Source organism: Neisseria sp. DTU_2020_1000833_1_SI_GRL_NUU_006 (genome assembly GCA_032388755.1).
Lineage (GTDB): Bacteria > Pseudomonadota > Gammaproteobacteria > Burkholderiales > Neisseriaceae > Neisseria > Neisseria sicca_C.
This window is the reverse complement of the sequence record CP135593.1, coordinates 1,534,121-1,551,931: the sequence shown is the minus strand read 5'-3', so window position 1 is coordinate 1,551,931 and position 17,811 is coordinate 1,534,121. Positions and strand designations below refer to the sequence as shown.

Below are 17,811 nucleotides of genomic sequence, written 5' to 3'. Positions count from 1 at the left end.
GTCTGAAAATCCGATTGCCCATGTTTCAGACGACCTTCCATATCAAATACACCCATTAAAAGGAACACCCATGAAACTCCTTTCCACCCTCTTAGTCCTCCTCGTCGCCGCCGAACATTTCTACATCGCCTGGCTTGAAATGACGCAGATTCCCAGCGAAAAGGCGGCGGAAATGTTCAAGCTGCCTTATGAATTTATGGAACAAAAGCGCGTGCAGACCCTGTTCAGCAACCAAGGGCTGTATAACGGCTTTCTCGGCATCGGGCTGGTGTGGTCGCGGTTTGCCGCGCCGGACAACGCCGTTTACGGCGCGACGATTCTGTTTCTCGGCTTCGTGTTGATTGCCGCCGCATGGGGTGCGTTCTCTTCCGGCAACAAAGGCATACTCGTCAAGCAAGGCCTGCCCGCGATGCTGGCGGCGGCAGCGGTGTTGGCGGTATGAAAAAAATCAGCGTCGCCCCCGAAAATCCGCAATACCGCATCGTTGAAATTTTCGAGAGCCTGCAAGGCGAGGGTTGGAACACTGGTATGCCTGCCGTTTTCGTCCGCTTGGGCAAATGCAATCTGGCGTGCGGCTGGTGTGATACCGATTATTTGAAATTCGGCATGATGAGCCTGTCCGACATCTTAGGTCGTCTGAAAACCTACACTGCGCGCAATATCATCATCACCGGCGGCGAGCCGACCATCCAGCCGCATCTCGATACGCTGCTGGACGCGCTCAAGGCAGAAGGTTATTTCCTCTGCATCGAAACCAACGGACTCAAGCCCGCGCCGCCGCAAATCAACTACGTCGCCACCAGCCCCAAAGCCTGCTACGCCGCCAAATATGAAACCAACTGCATCGCCGAGGCCAACGAAGTACGCATCGTGGCGGACGGCGATGTCGTTGCGTTCTGCGAAAACATGGAACGCAAAATCCGCGCGCGCCATTACTACCTTTCGCCCTGCGAACAAAACGGTGTGATGAACATCTACGACACCATCCGCCAAATCGGTATCTTAAACAGCCGCCCCGACGCGCCCGTGCATTGGCAGTTGAGCGTGCAGACACACAAATGGGCGGGGATAGAGTAGGGGAATGGTGAAGAATCAAATGCCAACCTAATACGCAAATATCATTCTTCTAAATCCTTATATTATTGAAAAGGTCGTCTGAAAATTTTCAGACGACCTTTTTTACAACTTTTGGATTTGTTTGATTGAGAATGAAAGATGGTCATGCAGATGAAAATGATGTATCGGGGACTGTGTAAATTATTTGATTCATGCCCGTCAGTTACCTATACTCCGACCGTTTATTTCATCCTATTACAGAAATTTGATAAAAATTCTTATTTAATGCATAAAAAGCCGTTTGCTGCCGAATGGTGCAAGGAGGTTTGGAACTCCGCTGCCGTTCGGACGGCTAAATAATTAGGAGACACCATGCCATTATCTAAATTTCGTCCGGCACGTTTGCCGGTTGCTGTTGCTGCGGCACTTTTATCTGCTTACTCCTTAGGTGCTGGGGATGGGGTTGAGCAGGTTGATTTGCCTACTGTCCAAGTACGGGGCGTCGGCAAACAGACAACCTCCAACTACACCATTCCCGCTTCCTCCGCCGCGACAGGCATCCGCCTGACCCAGCGTGAAACGCCGCAGTCCTTGTCTGTCGTCACTGAAAAACAAATGGACGACCAAGGTTTGGATACCTTGCAGGACGTATTGAAACAAACACCGGGCGTGTTCCACAGCAAAATGGGCAACAACGTCTCCGGCCACAGCGAGTTTATTTCGCGCAGTCAGGCGATTGACAGCATTTCTGTGGACGGCGCGCCCAAGTTCCTTTACGACAGTAAAGCCATCCGCCGCGGCACCAACAATCTGGACAGCGCATTGTACGAACAAGTTGTCGTCGTGCGCGGCGCAAGCGGTTTGTCCAACGGCGGTATGGGCGAACCGGGCGGTACGGTTGCTTTGGAACGCAAAAAACCGACTGCCAAGCCAGCCGTCAGCGTGGAAGCCGGTGTCGGTTCTTGGAAACACTACCGTTTCGTCCTTGATGCCAATCATCCTCTGAATGCCGACAATACCTTGCGCGGCCGCGCCATTTTGGTCAGCGACCACGGCGGCGATTACTTGCCGAACACTTCGCGCCACAATCACACTTTCTACGGTATTCTGTCCTACGACCTCACGCCGCAAACCCAATGGCGCCTCGGTACGGAAATACACCGTTTCCGCAATACCGGCAGCTCTCCTTTCAGCTATCTGACCGTAGCGGGAGACCCTGACAACAATCAACCTTTCGAACCGTTTGCAGCCTCACCGCGCAGCAATTCCTCAGCAAAATGGGCTTACGGTAAAGAAAACAGTGCGGAAATCTTCACCTCTGTCAATCATGAGTTTGAAAACGGTTGGACTCTGAACGGCAACTACAGCCATACTTATGGAAAAAGTGACGCGGTTGCCGGCATGGCCGGTCCTTTTGTCATTAATCCGGACTATTCCGCTCAATTCGTTGCCGAGCGCGACCAAGCCAAGTACACCGACCAAGATTTTTCTCTGAGTTTGGACGGCGATTACCCGCTTTTTGGACGCAGACATGAATTCAATGCCGGCATCAGCTATCAGTACAATAAGGAAACTCCTTCATATTACAAAGAAAATGAAGATGGGATTGTCCCTGATTTGCGCCTTTTTGACGGAAATTTCACAAAACCGTCCATACCCTACCTTCGCGACGGCTTTGCTCATATGAAAAACTTCTCTGTTTATGGTTCGACCCGTTTCAAACTGACTGACAGGCTGGCATTGATAGGCGGCGGACGGTTTGTCGATTGGCAATACCGCTACAGTTCTGATCGCAACAATTTTGCCGACAGCAGGCATAAAAACAAGGTATTTATCCCCTATTTGGGCGCAAGTTATGATTTAAACGACAATCTGACAGCCTACACCTCCTATACCACCATATTCCGCCCGCAAGTGCGCAATTTGGATCGAAACGGCAAACCGCTCGAACCGCAACGCGGCAAAACATATGAACTCGGCTTAAAAGCCTCATGGTTTGAAGGCCGTTTGAACGCTTCTGCGGCGGCGTTTATCAATAAACGCGACCATTTGGGGAAAGAAATTCGCGATGATGAACATCAACGTATTTACTATGAATCTGTTAACAACACAACGACCAAAGGCGTGGAATTGTCCGTCGGCGGACGCCTAAGCGACAAATGGCTGATCAATGCTTCTTATGCGTACTCCAAACTCAAAAACGATTCGGGCAATTTGGTCAACCCTTCTTATCCTACCCACCTTTTCAAACTCTTTACGGCGTATGACGTAACCGACCGTTTGAACTTGGGTGCAAACGTCAACTGGCAAAGCAGCACAAACGCAGTATCTGATGAATACCAGCCCCTCACCGCTGCCGGTAAAGAAGCCTTAACCCAACGTCCATGCGCTACGCTGGACTTGACCGCGCATTACAAAATCGGCAAATCCACCCGCATCGGTTTGGACTTTGAAAACGTGTTCAACAAACGCTACCGCCCCATGCCCGACATCCACGTTTACGGCACGCCTCGCAGCCTGACTGCTACGTTGAAACACACTTTCTAAAGTAGGCAAAAGAAAAGGTCGTCTGAAAAACCCGATTTGAGGTTTTCAGACGACCTTTGTGTTTCTATAGCAAGCATACTTAACTTTAATACGGTATATCATCAAATTCCGTCATTCCCACCCCCGCCTACGCGAGGACAGGCTACGGTGGGAATCCATCGTAAAATTTGAGAAACCTTAATTTGGAAAACAGTTTCTGAATTTCAAAAATGGATTCGCGCCGTAGCCTGTCCTCGCGTAGGCGGGGACGGGAATGACGATAACCGATAAGTTGCGTATCGAAAAAAGTTATTTAGCTATATCAGTCCGTCAGTCGTTTACAGGTTAGGATTGACGATGATTTTGACGGCGGATTCGTTGTTGTGAATCAGACGCTCGAAGCCTTCGGAAATCAGCTCGTCTAGCTTGATACGCTGGGTGATGAAAGGTTCGAGGTTGATTTTGCCTTCTTCCACCAGTTTGATGGTTTCGGCATGGTCGTTGCAGTAGGCGATGGTGCCGCGTACGTCCAGCTCTTTCATCACAACGCTGTGGACGTTGATGGTGGCAGGATGGCTCCAAATGGATACGATGACGACTTTCGCGGTTGGGCGGCAGGCTTCGACCATGGTGTCCAGCACTTTATTGACGCTGGTACATTCGAATGCGACGTCCACGCCTTCGCCGTTGGTCAGTTTTTTCACTTCTTCGACGACGTCGACTTCGGACGGGTCGAGGATGTAGTCGGCAACGCCGGATTCGCGGGCTTTGTCTTTACGCGCTTTACTCAATTCGGTGATGATGACTTTGATGCCTTTGGCTTTTAACACGGCGGCAAGCAGCAAACCGATCGGGCCAGCGCCGCCGACCAATGCGACATCGCCTGCTTTTGCTCCGCTGCGGACATAAGCGTGATGACCGACGGACAGAGGCTCAATCAAAGCGGCTTGGTCTAACGGGATTTTGTCGGAAATCGGATGCACCCAGCGGCGTTTGACGGCAATTTTTTCGGCAAGACCGCCACCGCAGCCGCCCAAACCGATGAAGTTCATGTCTTTGGAGAGGTGGTAGTTGCTGCCTTCGCCGGTCGGTACGTCATCGCGGATGATGTAGGGTTCGACTACGACGTGTTGTCCGACTTTGAGGTCGTCCACGCCTTCGCCGACGGCATAAACCACGCCGGAGAATTCGTGTCCCATCGTTACGGGCGCGGACTCGCCGGAAATCGGGTGCGGATGGCCGCAGGGCGGGATGAAAATCGGACCTTCCATAAATTCGTGCAGGTCGGTACCGCAGATGCCGCACCAGGCGACGTTGATACCGACGGTGCCGGGGGCGACGGTCGGTTCGGGGATGTCTTCGATGCGGATGTCGCCTTTATCGTAAAAACGTGCTGCTTTCATTGTAACGCTCCTTGTTTTGAGGTTGGAAAGAAAGGTCGTCTGAAAGGTAGGACGGCTTTTCGGGGAAGGGTAGGTGTGCGTTTGAATGACGACAGTTTTTATTATAGTGGATTAACTTTAAACCAGTACGGCGTTGCCTCGCCTTGCCGTACTATTTGTACTGTCTGCGGCTTCGTCGCCTTGTCCTGATTTAAATTTAATCCACTATATTGGCAGGGTTTGTGTCGTTTGATTGCTGTTATTTTACTACTTTTTGCTTTGGCAGGCAGGCCGTATTTCCAATAAACAAAAAAAGGTCGTCTGAAAACCTAGAAACAAGGTTTTCAGACGACCTTTCGTTTAGCCCGACAGGAAATGCGGATTACAGGCTGTAATACATTTCAAATTCCAACGGATGCGGCGCCATGCGGATGCGGCGTACGTCTTCTTCTTTGAAGGCGATGTAGCTGTCGATCCAGTCTTTACTGAACACGCCGCCGCGCAGCAGGAATTCGTGGTCGGCTTTGAGGGCGGCGAGGGCTTCTTCCAAAGAGGCGCAGACGGTTGGGACGAGTGCGTCTTCTTCCGGCGGCAGGTCGTAGAGGTTTTTATCGGCTGGGTCGCCCGGGTGGATTTTGTTTTGAATGCCGTCCAAACCCGCCATCAGCAGGGCGGCGAACGCCAAGTATGGGTTGGCGGTCGGGTCGGGGAAACGCGCTTCGATGCGGCGTGCCTTGCTGCTGTTCACGGACGGAATGCGGATGGACGCGGAACGGTTTTTGGCAGAGTAGGCGAGTTTGGTCGGCGCTTCGAAGTGCGGCACAAGGCGTTTGTAGGAGTTGGTGGACGGATTGGTAATCGCGTTCAGGGCTTTGGCGTGTTTGATGATGCCGCCGATGTAGTAGAGGGCGGTGTCGCTCAAGCCGGCATAGCCGTCGCCTGCGAACAGGTTTTGACCGTCTTTCCAGATGGATTGGTGGACGTGCATGCCGCTGCCGTTGTCGCCCATGATGGGTTTAGGCATGAAGGTGGCGGTTTTGCCGAAGTTGTGGGCAACGTTTTGGATGACGTATTTCATGTCTTGGGTTTGGTCGGCGCGTTTGACCAATGTGGCGAAGCGCGTGCCGATTTCCATTTGGCTGCCGGTGCCGACTTCGGCGTGGTGGACTTCGACTTCGATGCCGAGTTCTTCCAAAATGTTCACCATGGCAGAGCGCAGGTCTTGTCCGGCATCAATCGGGGCGACGGGGGCGTAGCCGCCTTTGACGGCGGGACGGTGGCCGGTGTTTTGACCGTCCATGTGCAGCCCGCTTGCCCATGCGCCGCTTTCGGACGTGATTTCGTAACGGGTTTTGTGCATATCGGTTTCAAACTCTACGCCGTCGAAGACGAAGAATTCGGGTTCGGGGCCGAAGTAGGCGGTGTCGCCGATGCCGGAGGATTTGAGGTAGGCTTCGGCGCGGCGGGCGATGGAACGCGGGTCGCGGTCGTAGCCTTGACCGTCGGCGGGGTCGATGACGTCGCAGGTAAGGACGACGGTAGTGTCGTCGTAGAAGGGGTCGATGAAGGCAGTCGCGGGGTCGGGACGCAACTGCATGTCGGATGCCTGAATGCCTTTCCAGCCGCCGATGGACGAGCCGTCAAACGCCTGACCGTTTTCAAACCACTCTTCGGGGTCGTCGAGGACGATGCGGGCGGGGACGGTGAAGTGGTGCTGCTTGCCTTTGGTATCGGTAAAGCGCAAATCTACGAAGCGGGCTTCGCTTTCTTCAATCAGTTTTACTGCGTCTTTGATAGACATTTTCGGCTCCTAAATGGGAAGTAACGGATACGGAATCTCGCGGAAAATCTGCTGCATTTTATCACGCCGAAGGTCGTCTGAAACCGCAAATCCGTTAAATTTCTGACTTGCGGAATATAGTTTCAGACGACCTGATTGTCAACAATCCGATGCGTATTTGGATTTATTGGAAAACAGCGCTGTGAGGCGGCAAAGGCGGTTATAATGGGCGGTCTTTGCATTTGTCCTGCCGGATAGGATTTTTATGAACACTGCTCCCCGTTATGCCGTTTTCGGCAACCCCGTCGCACACAGCAAATCGCCGCAAATCCATCGGCAGTTTGCCTTGCAGGAAGGCGTTGAAATCGAATATGAACGCATTTGCGCCGACATCGGCGGTTTCGCGCAGGCGGTCGAAGCGTTTTTTGCCGACGGCGGGCGCGGGGCGAATGTTACCGTACCGTTCAAGCAGGAAGCGTTTGCCTTGTCGGACGAACATTCCGAACGCGCGTTGGCGGCGGGTGCGGTCAATACGCTGATTTTGCTGGAAAACGGTAAAATACGCGGCGACAATACCGACGGGCTCGGACTGACGGACGATATTTCAAAGAGGCTGGGCGTGGAATTGTCGGGCAAAACCGTCTTGCTGCTCGGCGCGGGCGGCGCGGTGCGCGGCGTGATTCCCGTGTTGAAGGAATACCGCCCCGCGCTCATCGTTATCGCCAACCGAACCCATGCCAAAGCGGCGGAAATGGCGGCGCATTTCGATATTGAAGCCATACCTTTAGATGAACTGGAAGGCGGCTTCGACATCATCATCAACGGCACATCCGGCGGCTTAAGCGGCCAGCTTCCCGCCGTATCGCCCAAAGTCTTTGAACATTGCACCTTGGCTTACGATATGGTTTACGGCGAAGCGGCAGAGCCGTTTTTAGCGTTTGCCCGCCAATCAGGCTCAAAACAAACCGCCGACGGATTGGGCATGCTGGTCGGACAGGCGGCAGCTTCCTACCGGCTTTGGCGCGGTTTCGCACCCGATGTCCTGCCCGTCGTCCAATATATGAGAGAGTTATAAAATGTTCCGCATCATCAAATGGCTGATTGCCCTGCCTTTGGGCGCATTTATCTTTTTCAACGCTTACGTGTACGGCAACATCATCACTTACCGCGCCGTCGCGCCGAACAAAACCGCCTTCATGGCGATGCGGATGCGGCAGTTTCAAAGCGAAGGCAAAGATGTCGCACTCGATTACCGCTGGGTACCTTACGACCGCATTTCGGTCAACCTGAAAAAAGCCCTGATTGCCTCCGAAGACGCCAAATTCGCCGAACACGGCGGCTTCGACTGGGGCGGCATCCAATACGCCATCAAACGCAACAAACAAAGCGGCGAAGTCAAAGCAGGCGGCTCGACCATCAGCCAACAGCTTGCCAAAAACCTGTTTCTGAACGAAAGCCGCAGCTATATCCGCAAAGGCGAAGAAGCCGCGATTACCGCGATGATGGAAGCCGTTACCGACAAAGACCGCATTTTCGAGCTGTATCTGAACGCCATCGAATGGCACTACGGCGTATTCGGCGCAGAAGCCGCGTCCCAGTATTTTTATAAAAGACCCGCCGCCAACCTGACCAAACAGCAGGCCGCCAAACTCGCCGCCCGCGTCCCTGCGCCGCTGTTTTACGCCGACAATCCAAAAAGCAAACGCCTGCGCAACAAGACCAATATCATCCTGCGCCGCATGGGTTCGGCGGAGCTGCCTGAAAGCGATATGGATTGAGGTCGTCTGAAAATCAGGTGAAGGGGTTTTCAGACGACCTTTGTGCAACTGTAACCCTGTTTGCCGTATCACATATATCTCCTATCTTCCCAGTTTTTAATACTTTTTCCGTCATTCCCGCCCCCGCCTGCGCGAGGACAGGCTACGGCGGGAATCCATTGTAAAACTTGTAAAACCTTGATTTAAAAAACAGTTTCTGAATTTCAAAAATGGATTTCCGCCGTAGCCTGTCCTCGCGCAGGCGGGGGCGGGAATGACGACAACCGGTAAGTTGCGTGTCAAAAATAATATAGTCCATAAGGACGTTGGCAACGCCTTATCATTGCAATTTTAATCCACTCCAGAAAACGCCCGTTTCGTCATCTTTACCCCGCCTGTGCGTGAATGACGAAACGGGCGTTTTTGAATGGTTTTCTTTCTGCGCCGCTGTCTTCGGCAAAATTTACGCCACGAAATCCAAACCTATGTCCAACGAGCGGCTGCTGTGGGTCAGATAGCCGAGGGCGATGCCGTCCACGCCGGTTTGCGCCACGCGCTTCAGGCGGTCGAAGCCGATGCCGCCCGATGCTTCGCAATAGACGGTGTGGGGGTGGGCGGTTTGCGTGTGGCAGCGGTTTGCCGCTTCTTTCAAGGTTTCGTCGTCCATGTTGTCCAGCAAAATCCGTTCCGCGCCAGCCGCGATGGCTTCGTCCAGTTGTGCCAATGTGTCCACTTCGACTTCCACGCAGGTCAACGGTCCGACCGCCTGTTTTGCCTGCCGCACGGCTTGGGCGATGCTGCCGCAATAGGCGAGGTGGTTGTCTTTGATGAGCACGGCGTCGTCCAAACCCATGCGGTGGTTCACGCCGCCGCCTGCCCTGACGGCGTATTTTTGCAGGACGCGCAGCAGGGGGATGGTTTTGCGGCTGCACACGATGTCTGTACCGTATTCGGCGACTTCGGCGACGGCACGCGCGGTGGCGGTGGCGATGCCACTCAAGTGCGTGAGGTAGTTGAGCGCGGTGCGTTCGGCGGCGAGCAGTGCGCGGGCGTTGCCTTCGACGGCGGCCAGCGTCTGACCTGCGCGGACGGCTTGTCCGTCTCGGTTTTCGGCTTGGAAGCGGACGGACGGATCCATCGTCTGAAAGGCGAGGCGTGCCAAGTCCATGCCGGCGATAACGCCGTCTTCGCGGCTGACGAGGAAGAGTTTGGCGGTTTTATCGGGGGCGATAACGGCGGCGGACGTAATGTCGCTACGCCTACCCAAATCTTCGCTCAAGGCTTGTTCCACCATGGGGCGCAACAGGGTGTCGGGCAGGGGGAAGAGGGTGTTTTCAGACGACATGGGGTTTCCTTTGTTGAAAAAGATGGATGTTGCACCGATGGGGCAAAACTTCATTTTATAGTGGATTAACTTTAAACCAGTACGGCGTTGCCTTGCCTTAGCTCAAAGAGAACGATTCTCTAAGGTGCTGAAGCACCAAGTGAATCGGTTCCGTACTATCTGTACTGTCTGCGGCTTCGTCGCCTTGTCCTGATTTTTGTTAATCCACTATAGGTCGTCTGAAAACGGGCTAACGGCTGCCCAGCGGCAGTCCGATGTCCGAAATCAGCCTGTCGGGCAGGACGTCGTCGCGGAAGCGGTAAAGCTGCGCGGGGCGGCCTTTACTGCCCGATACGCCGGTATCCGACGGCTCGATGAGGTTTTGCTGCTGAATCTGGCGGCGGAAGTTTTGCTTGTGCAGCAATCTGCCGCTGATGGCTTCGACGCTGTTTTGCAGTTGCAGCAGCGTGAATTCGGGCGGCATCAGTTCGAAAATCACGGGGCGGTATTTGATTTTGGCACGCAGGCGGGACAGGGCGGTCGCCAACACGCGGCGGTGGTCGTGGCGCATGGGCTGCCCCGTGAGCGCGAAGTCGAAGTTTGCCTGCGGCTCGGCGGCCTCCGCTATCAGGCCGCTTTCATACAGCATTTCATAGCGTTGCAAAACGTATTCTTCCGACCAGTTTTCCGGTTCGACCCCCCAACACAAATGAATGCGTTTGAGCCGCTTTTGGCGGACTTCCTCCGTGTCCGCCGAATTTGCCCAAATGCGCAGGCGGCTGACGATGGCGTCGCGCTGCCCGCTGTCTGCGCGCAAGTCTTCCCACGGGAAATAGTCGTAGCAGTCCTGCCATTTCGCGTCGGGATGCAGGATGCTGTCGGCTGCCTCGCGCACCAGCCCCAAATAGCTGACGTACAAGACGGGCATGCCGTGTTCGTTGCGGCGGTGGGTATCGACAAAGGTGTAAAGCTGTTCCACATAGCCCATAGGCTGCGAAGTCTGCTTGGCGACCCACAGCTTCACGCCCGCCTGCAATGAATTGCGCAGGGGGGAGAGCGGGCCGTTGGGCAGGAGCGTGCCTTGGGCGACGGTCAATACCCGCAGGCCGCCGTCGGTAACGGCAATCAATACGGGAACCAGCTCAACGATGCTTTGCGGCGGGGCTTCGGCTTCGGGGTAGGCGTCCATGTTCGGCTTTCTGCGGGTGGGAAAGGCTTTATTGTAAACCAAAGCGGTTTGTCGGAACGAAGTGGGTCGGTTTTGCGGTATCTCAAACCTGTTTTCAGACGACCTTGCATATTATACTCAAGTTGAGCATAATATAAAAACAGTTTGAAAAACAGACGGCAAACCTTCATGCCGCCTCAAAAACCAGCTACAAGGAAACATCATGCAAACCGCCGCCCGCCGCTCGTTCGATTACGATATGCCACTCATCCAGACGCCGACTTCCGCCTGCCAAATCCGTCAGGCGTGGGCGAAGGTTGCCGATACGCCCGACCGCGAGACGGCAGGTCGTCTGAAAGACGAAATCAAGGCTTTGCTGAAGGAGAAAAACGCGGTCTTGGTGGCGCATTATTATGTTGATCCGCTGATTCAGGATTTGGCCTTGGAAACAGGCGGATGCGTGGGCGATTCGCTGGAGATGGCACGCTTCGGCGCGGAACACGAGGCCGGTACGCTGGTGGTGGCGGGCGTACGCTTCATGGGCGAGAGCGCGAAAATCCTCTGCCCTGAAAAAACGGTGCTGATGCCTGATTTGGAAGCGGAATGTTCTTTGGATTTGGGCTGTCCGGAAGAGGCGTTTTCGGCGTTTTGCGACCAACACCCCGACCGCACGGTGGTGGTGTACGCCAACACTTCCGCCGCCGTGAAAGCGCGTGCCGACTGGGTGGTAACGTCTTCGGTGGCGTTGGAAATCGTGTCGTATCTGAAATCGCGCGGCGAGAAACTGATTTGGGGACCCGACCGCCACCTCGGCGACTACATCCGCCGCGAAACGGACGCGGATATGCTGTTGTGGCAGGGTTCGTGCATCGTCCATAACGAATTCAAAGGGCAAGAACTGGCGGTGTTGAAAGCGGAACACCCCGACGCGGTGGTGCTGGTTCATCCCGAATCGCCGCAAAGCGTCATCGAACTGGGCGACGTGGTCGGCTCGACCAGTAAATTGCTCAAAGCCGCCGTATCGCGTCCTGAAAAAAAATTCATCGTGGCGACCGATTTAGGCATCCTGCACGAAATGCAAAAGCAGGCGCCCGACAAAGAATTTATTGCCGCACCGACGGCGGGCAACGGCGGAAGCTGCAAAAGCTGCGCGTTCTGCCCGTGGATGGCGATGAATTCGCTGGGCGGCATCAAACACGCCCTGACAAGCGGATGCAACGAAATCCTGTTGGACAGAAAGCTGGGCGAAGCCGCCAAACTGCCTTTGCAACGTATGCTCGACTTCGCGGCAGGGCTGAAGAAAAAAGATGTGTTCAACGGCATGGGCCCCGCCTGATTTGCCGTCCATATTTATAGTGGATTAACAAAAATCAGGCAAGGCGACGAAGCCGCTGACAGTACAAATAGTACGGAACCGATTCACTTGGTGCTTCAGCACCTTAGAGAATCGTTCTCTTTGAGCTAAGGCGAGGCAACGCCGTACTGGTTTAAATTTAATCCACTATACCGTTTCAGACGACCTCTCAAACAAGGACAACACCATGCAAACCGATTGCGACGTATTGATTGCCGGAAACGGGCTGGCGGCACTGACGCTCGCCCTGTCTCTGCCTGAATCGTTCCGCATCGTCATTTTGTGCAAGAACCGGCTGGACGACACCGCAAGCCGTCATGCGCAAGGCGGGATTGCGGCGGCGTGGTCGGGAGAGGACGACATCGAAAAACACGTTGCCGATACCTTAGAAGCGGGCGCGGGTTTGTGCGACGAAGCCGCCGTCCGCGCCATCCTGTCGCAGGGCAAACCGGCAATCGAATGGCTGCTGGCGCAGGGCGTGGCGTTCGACCGGAATCATAACGACCTGCACCTGACGCGCGAAGGCGGGCATACCTGCCGCCGAATCGCCCACGTCGCCGACTACACGGGCGAAGCCGTCATGCAGAGCCTGATTGCCCAAATACGCCGCCGCCCGAACATCCGCGTTTGCGAGCGGCAGATGGCGTTGGACATCCAAACCGAATCAGGCGCAGCGTGCGGACTGACCGTCCTCGACCGCCGAACACAAGGAACCTACCGCATCCGCGCACGCCATACCGTACTCGCAGGCGGCGGCTTGGGACAGATTTACGCCGCCACCACCACGCCGCCCGAATGCACGGGCGACGCCATCGCCATGGCGATACGCGCAGGCTGCGCAGTCGAAAACCTCGAATTTATCCAATTCCACCCCACAGGCTTGGCAAGGCCGTCTGAAAACGGACGCACCTTCCTGATTTCCGAAGCCGTGCGCGGCGAAGGCGGCATTCTGACCAACCAAGCGGGCGAACGGTTTATGCCGCATTACGACCGCCGCGCCGAACTCGCGCCGCGCGACATCGTTGCCCGCGCCATCGCCGCCGAAATCGCCAAACAAACGCAAGACTTCGTCTCGCTCGACATCAGCCATCAACCCGCAGAGTTCGTCCGTCAGCATTTCCCGTCCATCCATCGGCACTGCCTGTTCCAATGCGGTTTGGACATCACGCGCCAAGCCATCCCCGTCCGCCCCGTGCAACACTACACCTGCGGCGGCATCCAAACCGACCCCTGCGGCAGAACCTCCCTGCCGCAGCTCTACGCCTTAGGCGAAACCGCCTGCACAGGGCTGCACGGAGCCAACCGCCTCGCCAGCAACTCCCTGCTCGAATGCGTCGTTACCGCCAGGCTTGCCGCCCAAACCATCGCAGACGGACAAGCATTCCAAACCTTACCGTCCAAAAGGTCGTCTGAAAACCCCTCTGTTGAAGCAGGTATCTTTTCAGACGACCTCCAAAACACATTCAGCCGCCCCGTCCTGCAAGCGTTCAACCAACGCCATCTCGGCATCCTCCGCAACGATACAGGCCTGCGCCGCGCCATCGCCCAACTGCGGCTTTGGAAACAAAACCAAGCCGAACCGCACACCGCATCCGAATACGAAAACCGCAACCTGCTCGAATGCAGCCTCGCCGTCGCCCAAGCCGCATACGCCAGGCGGCAAAACATCGGCGCGCATTTCAATACCGATTTGGCAGAGCGTGTCGAGTGGAAAAAACAGGCGGCAGGCTGATGATGGATGCCTCCGTATAAAAGATAAAAGGTCGTCTGAAAACTGATTTTCAGACGACCTTTTGGCTGCCTATTCCTGCCCACCCATCTTTTTCCGATACCATGCCAGCTTCCGTTCCAAAAATTCCCGATGCGCGTCCAATTCCTGCCGTTTTTGTTTCAAAGCCGCCTGATGTTCCTGCAAAATCCGGTAACGTTCGGGGACGGTTTCATCACCCAAATGCCGCAGCCGCGCGTATTCCTTGATTTGCGCCAGCGGCACGCCCATGTCTTTCAGCCGAAGGATGAAACCCACCCATTCCAAATCGCGCGCACCGTATTCGCGGTAGCCGTTGGCGTTTCGTTCGGGGCGCAGCAGCCCTTCCTGCTCGTAGTAGCGCAGCGTGGCGGCGGACAAACCCGTTTGCTCGGCAAATTCCTTGGTCTGCATCAAATCTCCTTGCTATAAAGTTCGCTTGATAGTTTAACCTGACCGTGCAATTTTGCCTATTTCAGTATGGAGATGAAAAATGTTGAATAATCAGGATTTAATGGCACGCGGCTTAGCAAAGCTGAACGAAATCGACGGCGAACAGGGCGACAAGGTAATGCAGGCGTTGGCGGATATTTCGCCTGATTTGGGCAAATACATCATCGGTTTCGCATTCGGCGAGATTTACCAACGCCCGCAGCTTGATGTGCGGCAGCGCGAGCTGGTAACGCTGGCGGCTCTGGCGGCGCAGGGCGGCTGTGAAAACCAGTTGCGCGTGCATATCCACGCTTCGCTGAACGTGGGGCTGACGCGCGATGAAATTGTGGAGGCGTTTATCCACTGCATTCCGTATTTGGGTTTTCCGAAGGTGCTGAATGCGGTGTTTGTGGCGAAGGAGGTGTTTGCGGCGGCAGAGTGATGCAGGCTGCCTGAAACCTAAAGGTTACCTGAAAGGGAGTTTCTGCGAAGCTAAAGCACAGCCTGCACTTTGGAAATTGAAGTGCAGGCTGCATCAAATAACCGAAAGGTCGTCTGAAAAGCTACCTGAAAATGCGGGAAAACAAAACTATCCCCGCCCCGAAGTAATCACCGCGTGCTCGCGGAACACGCGCCATTTGCCGTCGTTCCCGATACGCAGCATCAAGGTAAACACGATTTCCTGCTCGCCCGCGCCGTAGCCCAAATCCATACGGAGGGTGGCGGTAACGAAGCCTGTGCCGCCCTGTACTTCGGCGATATTGAAATGAATGGACGTATTAATCGGCGGTGCGCCCGCATCGCGGCGTTCGCGGAAAAACGCCATGTTCTGTTCGTAGTCAAACGACAGCACATTGCCGTCCGGCTGGACGATAAAGATGTGCAAATCAGGCTCGTAGCAGCCCGCCAATTCGTCCAAACGGTAATGGCAGCCTGCATCGCTCAAAGTGCGGACGGCGTTCATCAAATCTTGGTTCAAGGTCATTTCTTGCTCCTGTTGTGGTGTGAAAACAGGATTATCGGCGGTTTTTTATTGACGATAAATCCGTCAATCTACAAAACACTTCTGCTAAAATCACAGCAATTTTTTCATCTTTACTCTTTAATAGAAAATGACCACATCAGTAATGAAACGATTCTTGGCAAAATCTGAAGAATTTTGCAACGCCATGTTTAGAGAAATAAAAAAGATACCGTGTACGGATGAAACAGAGCCTCGCATATCGGCCACATTGATTATGGCGGATATCTCTTCAGAGCATCACTCTGCCATCCTTACGCTGGCAAGAAATGGAAACTTTATATCTTCAACCAGTTTGTTAAGGTTGCAGTACGAAGCATTATTGCGTGCGTATTGGTTATATTGGTATGCGAAAGACGAACGTGTCGATGCCTTACATCAACCGATTTCTGAACAGAATGTTAAGAAAATAGAGAATTGGATGCCTAATATTACGGAAATGCTGGCAGATTTGAATAAAGCCGTTGACACAGGAAAATTACCGAAAAAAGCAGTTCAGTTATTTCAAGAATTTAGAGAACGGCACATTAAGCCGACCAATTCATTCATACATGGTGGAATGCACGCTTTCAATCGGCAGCGGGATGGTTATATTGAACCCATGCTCATTCAAATTGTACAAAACTCTAATGGAATTCAGACATTAAATGCAATGTTGCAGGGAACAATGTGTGATGGAAGTGGGTTATCTTTATTTCCTATTGTCCAAATGCAGTATCTATATATGGATTGTTTACCTATGGATTTAGATAAAATTATTCAAGAATTTTACAGCAAGGAAGTAACATCGTTATAGATTGCCTCCAATATAACTAAACATTTTAAATTTAAAAATCAAAAAATAATGCAAACCCATTCAGACGACCTCCGTTTTTTCGTTGCCGTGGTGGAAAACGGTGGTTTTACCCGCGCGGCGGCAGTGCTGGAGACTGACAATTCCGCCGTCAGCCGCAGCGTGAAGCGGCTGGAAGCCAAGCTTGGCGTTACCCTGCTCAACCGCACCACGCGTCAAATCAGCACTACCGAAGAAGGCGCGCAGTATTTCCGCCGCGCCAAAAAGATTCTGGAAGACATGGCACAGGCGGAAGCGGAAATCCGCGCGGCAAGCGGTGTGCCGCAGGGTTTGCTGCGTGTCGATGCCGCCACCGCGCTGGTGTTGAACCGCCTTGTGCCGCTCATCGGGGCGTTTTGCCGCCGTTATCCGCAGGTGGACGTGTCGCTGACCTCGTCTGAAAACCGCATCGACCTGATTGAACGCAGGGTCGATGTCGCCATCCGCGCGGGACGGCTGGACGATTCGTCCCTGCGCGTGCGCCCCCTGTTCGACAGCTACCGCAGAGTGGTCGCCGCGCCCGATTATCTGGCGCAACACGGCATGCCGCAGAACCCTTCCGAATTGGAACGGCACTGCTGCTTGGGCTATTGCGAGCCGAGCGTGCTGAACGTGTGGGACATAGCCTGCGACGACGGACAGGCATACACCGCCCGCCCGAAACTCTGCGCCGACAGTTGCGAGACGGTCAAACGGCTCTGCCTGTCCGGGCAAGGCATCGCCAGCCTGCCCGATTTCACGGTGGACGCGGATTTGGCAGCAGGACGGCTGACGGAACTCTTTCCCGACCGCCGACTTGTCGTGCCGACCCCGTTCAACGCCGTCTATTACGCAGGACGTGCCGTCAGCCCGAAAATCCGGGCGTTTGTGGATTTTTTGGCGGAAGAATGGGGACGGGATACAGTGTTTGAAAACCGTCCAAGGGCTACCTGAAACGCCAAAAGCAGCCTGCACTTTGGAAATTGAAATGCAGGCTTGCTTTGTGCGGTTTGTGTTTTCATGCGGCTTAATGTGCAGGTCGCATGAGGAGGTGGAGGCATGTCTAAAAATTACTTCATACGCCGGATGCTGCTGTGCAGGCGGTATGTACCGTGTTGCAGCAATTGGCTCAAAAAATGTTCCAGTTCGGCCAAATTGTCTGTGGCGTACACAATTTGACAACAGGTGTCGCCACTGGTTTTGTCCGCACTTTCCACGTTTTCCCAGCCGCGCAGCCAGTTTTCAAATTCATCGAAACGAGCGTGCTGCATTTTCATACTGGTAAAATGACGAGTGCGGGTTTCTTTGAGTATGAAGCCGTCAATCATGACGATCATATCCAGCATTCGGTGCACGTGTTTGGTTAAACCTTGAAACTTCGACGGCAAATGCCACTCGTAATTTTTCTTGCTCAAAGGTCGTCTGAAACCACTATTTCAGACGACCTTCTTTC

At 54.1% G+C, this 17,811-nt stretch carries 17 protein-coding genes; 10 read left to right on the top strand and 7 right to left on the bottom strand.

The window, feature by feature from the left end; all coding sequences use genetic code 11:
- Positions 1–70 precede the first annotated feature (70 nt).
- The 3 genes from RSJ68_07515 to RSJ68_07505 all read left to right on the top strand — a co-directional run bounded on the left by RSJ68_07515 (position 71) and on the right by RSJ68_07505 (position 3,603).
- Positions 71–442, top strand: a complete 372-nt coding sequence (locus RSJ68_07515; protein ID WNU96305.1) for a DUF1304 domain-containing protein — start codon at positions 71–73, stop codon at positions 440–442.
- A complete protein-coding gene (locus tag RSJ68_07510; GenBank protein WNU96304.1) occupies positions 439–1,077 on the top strand; it encodes a 7-carboxy-7-deazaguanine synthase QueE in 639 nt (212 codons plus the stop codon). Before RSJ68_07515 ends, RSJ68_07510 begins: the two co-directional genes overlap by 4 nt.
- 351 nt (positions 1,078–1,428) lie before the next feature.
- Complete coding sequence (locus tag RSJ68_07505; protein ID WNU96303.1) at positions 1,429–3,603, top strand: TonB-dependent siderophore receptor; 2,175 nt, start codon at positions 1,429–1,431, stop codon at positions 3,601–3,603.
- 317 nt (positions 3,604–3,920) lie between these two features.
- On the opposite strand, the gene RSJ68_07500 is transcribed toward RSJ68_07505, so the two are convergent.
- Together RSJ68_07500 and glnA are read right to left on the bottom strand one after the other, a co-directional pair.
- A complete protein-coding gene (locus tag RSJ68_07500; GenBank protein ID WNU96302.1) occupies positions 3,921–4,985 on the bottom strand; it encodes a 2,3-butanediol dehydrogenase in 1,065 nt (354 codons plus the stop codon).
- A 361-nt stretch (positions 4,986–5,346) separates the two neighbouring features.
- Positions 5,347–6,765 (bottom strand): type I glutamate--ammonia ligase, encoded by a 1,419-nt coding sequence (glnA, locus tag RSJ68_07495; GenBank protein ID WNU96301.1) that lies wholly within the window; start codon positions 6,763–6,765, stop codon positions 5,347–5,349.
- Positions 6,766–7,009: 244 nt separating this feature from the next.
- Here glnA and aroE point away from each other — a divergent pair, with 244 nt between their 5' ends.
- Both aroE and mtgA read left to right on the top strand, forming a co-directional pair.
- Complete coding sequence (gene aroE / locus RSJ68_07490) at positions 7,010–7,819, top strand: shikimate dehydrogenase (GenBank protein ID WNU96300.1); 810 nt, start codon at positions 7,010–7,012, stop codon at positions 7,817–7,819.
- A 1-nt stretch (position 7,820) separates the two neighbouring features.
- Positions 7,821–8,522 carry a monofunctional biosynthetic peptidoglycan transglycosylase gene (gene mtgA, locus RSJ68_07485; protein ID WNU96299.1) on the top strand — a complete coding sequence of 234 codons (702 nt, stop codon included), beginning with the start codon at positions 7,821–7,823 and terminating at the stop codon, positions 8,520–8,522.
- A gap of 442 nt (positions 8,523–8,964) precedes the next feature.
- Here the strand turns inward: mtgA and nadC are convergent, their stop codons facing one another.
- Both nadC and RSJ68_07475 read right to left on the bottom strand, forming a co-directional pair.
- Positions 8,965–9,846 carry a carboxylating nicotinate-nucleotide diphosphorylase gene (gene nadC / locus RSJ68_07480; protein ID WNU96298.1) on the bottom strand — a complete coding sequence of 294 codons (882 nt, stop codon included), beginning with the start codon at positions 9,844–9,846 and terminating at the stop codon, positions 8,965–8,967.
- Between the two features lie 229 nt (positions 9,847–10,075).
- Positions 10,076–11,014, bottom strand: a complete 939-nt coding sequence (locus tag RSJ68_07475; GenBank protein ID WNU96297.1) for a hypothetical protein — start codon at positions 11,012–11,014, stop codon at positions 10,076–10,078.
- Between the two features lie 202 nt (positions 11,015–11,216).
- Between RSJ68_07475 and nadA the strand changes: the two genes are divergently transcribed.
- Both nadA and nadB read left to right on the top strand, forming a co-directional pair.
- Positions 11,217–12,329 carry a quinolinate synthase NadA gene (gene nadA, locus RSJ68_07470; protein ID WNU96296.1) on the top strand — a complete coding sequence of 371 codons (1,113 nt, stop codon included), beginning with the start codon at positions 11,217–11,219 and terminating at the stop codon, positions 12,327–12,329.
- 205 nt (positions 12,330–12,534) lie between these two features.
- Positions 12,535–14,079 (top strand): L-aspartate oxidase, encoded by a 1,545-nt coding sequence (nadB, locus tag RSJ68_07465; GenBank protein ID WNU96295.1) that lies wholly within the window; start codon positions 12,535–12,537, stop codon positions 14,077–14,079.
- A gap of 69 nt (positions 14,080–14,148) precedes the next feature.
- Here nadB and RSJ68_07460 read toward each other — a convergent pair whose 3' ends face one another.
- Positions 14,149–14,508, bottom strand: a complete 360-nt coding sequence (locus tag RSJ68_07460) for a MerR family transcriptional regulator (protein ID WNU96294.1) — start codon at positions 14,506–14,508, stop codon at positions 14,149–14,151.
- 79 nt (positions 14,509–14,587) lie between these two features.
- Here RSJ68_07460 and RSJ68_07455 point away from each other — a divergent pair, with 79 nt between their 5' ends.
- Positions 14,588–14,968, top strand: coding sequence for a carboxymuconolactone decarboxylase family protein (locus RSJ68_07455; GenBank protein WNU96293.1), 381 nt, complete (start codon positions 14,588–14,590; stop codon positions 14,966–14,968).
- A gap of 147 nt (positions 14,969–15,115) precedes the next feature.
- Here the strand turns inward: RSJ68_07455 and RSJ68_07450 are convergent, their stop codons facing one another.
- Complete coding sequence (locus tag RSJ68_07450; protein WNU96292.1) at positions 15,116–15,511, bottom strand: nuclear transport factor 2 family protein; 396 nt, start codon at positions 15,509–15,511, stop codon at positions 15,116–15,118.
- 154 nt (positions 15,512–15,665) lie between these two features.
- Between RSJ68_07450 and RSJ68_07445 the strand changes: the two genes are divergently transcribed.
- Positions 15,666–16,343, top strand: a complete 678-nt coding sequence (locus RSJ68_07445; GenBank protein WNU96291.1) for a hypothetical protein — start codon at positions 15,666–15,668, stop codon at positions 16,341–16,343.
- A 48-nt stretch (positions 16,344–16,391) separates the two neighbouring features.
- Positions 16,392–17,312, top strand: coding sequence for a LysR substrate-binding domain-containing protein (locus RSJ68_07440; protein ID WNU96290.1), 921 nt, complete (start codon positions 16,392–16,394; stop codon positions 17,310–17,312).
- A 116-nt stretch (positions 17,313–17,428) separates the two neighbouring features.
- Here RSJ68_07440 and RSJ68_07435 read toward each other — a convergent pair whose 3' ends face one another.
- The gene (locus RSJ68_07435) at positions 17,429–17,704 is read right to left on the bottom strand and encodes an Lrp/AsnC ligand binding domain-containing protein (GenBank protein WNU96289.1); all 276 of its coding nucleotides are present in this window, start codon (positions 17,702–17,704) and stop codon (positions 17,429–17,431) included.
- Positions 17,705–17,811: the final 107 nt, after the last annotated feature.

Coding starts and splice junctions, on each gene's coding strand:
- RSJ68_07515 (WNU96305.1), top strand. CDS start 71: ATGAAACTCCTTTCCACCCTCTTAGTCCTCCTCGTCGCCGCCGAACAT.
- RSJ68_07510 (WNU96304.1), top strand. CDS start 439: ATGAAAAAAATCAGCGTCGCCCCCGAAAATCCGCAATACCGCATCGTT.
- RSJ68_07505 (WNU96303.1), top strand. CDS start 1,429: ATGCCATTATCTAAATTTCGTCCGGCACGTTTGCCGGTTGCTGTTGCT.
- RSJ68_07500 (WNU96302.1), bottom strand. CDS start 4,985: ATGAAAGCAGCACGTTTTTACGATAAAGGCGACATCCGCATCGAAGAC.
- glnA (WNU96301.1), bottom strand. CDS start 6,765: ATGTCTATCAAAGACGCAGTAAAACTGATTGAAGAAAGCGAAGCCCGC.
- aroE (WNU96300.1), top strand. CDS start 7,010: ATGAACACTGCTCCCCGTTATGCCGTTTTCGGCAACCCCGTCGCACAC.
- mtgA (WNU96299.1), top strand. CDS start 7,821: ATGTTCCGCATCATCAAATGGCTGATTGCCCTGCCTTTGGGCGCATTT.
- nadC (WNU96298.1), bottom strand. CDS start 9,846: ATGTCGTCTGAAAACACCCTCTTCCCCCTGCCCGACACCCTGTTGCGC.
- RSJ68_07475 (WNU96297.1), bottom strand. CDS start 11,014: ATGGACGCCTACCCCGAAGCCGAAGCCCCGCCGCAAAGCATCGTTGAG.
- nadA (WNU96296.1), top strand. CDS start 11,217: ATGCAAACCGCCGCCCGCCGCTCGTTCGATTACGATATGCCACTCATC.
- nadB (WNU96295.1), top strand. CDS start 12,535: ATGCAAACCGATTGCGACGTATTGATTGCCGGAAACGGGCTGGCGGCA.
- RSJ68_07460 (WNU96294.1), bottom strand. CDS start 14,508: ATGCAGACCAAGGAATTTGCCGAGCAAACGGGTTTGTCCGCCGCCACG.
- RSJ68_07455 (WNU96293.1), top strand. CDS start 14,588: ATGTTGAATAATCAGGATTTAATGGCACGCGGCTTAGCAAAGCTGAAC.
- RSJ68_07450 (WNU96292.1), bottom strand. CDS start 15,511: ATGACCTTGAACCAAGATTTGATGAACGCCGTCCGCACTTTGAGCGAT.
- RSJ68_07440 (WNU96290.1), top strand. CDS start 16,392: ATGCAAACCCATTCAGACGACCTCCGTTTTTTCGTTGCCGTGGTGGAA.
- RSJ68_07435 (WNU96289.1), bottom strand. CDS start 17,704: ATGCTGGATATGATCGTCATGATTGACGGCTTCATACTCAAAGAAACC.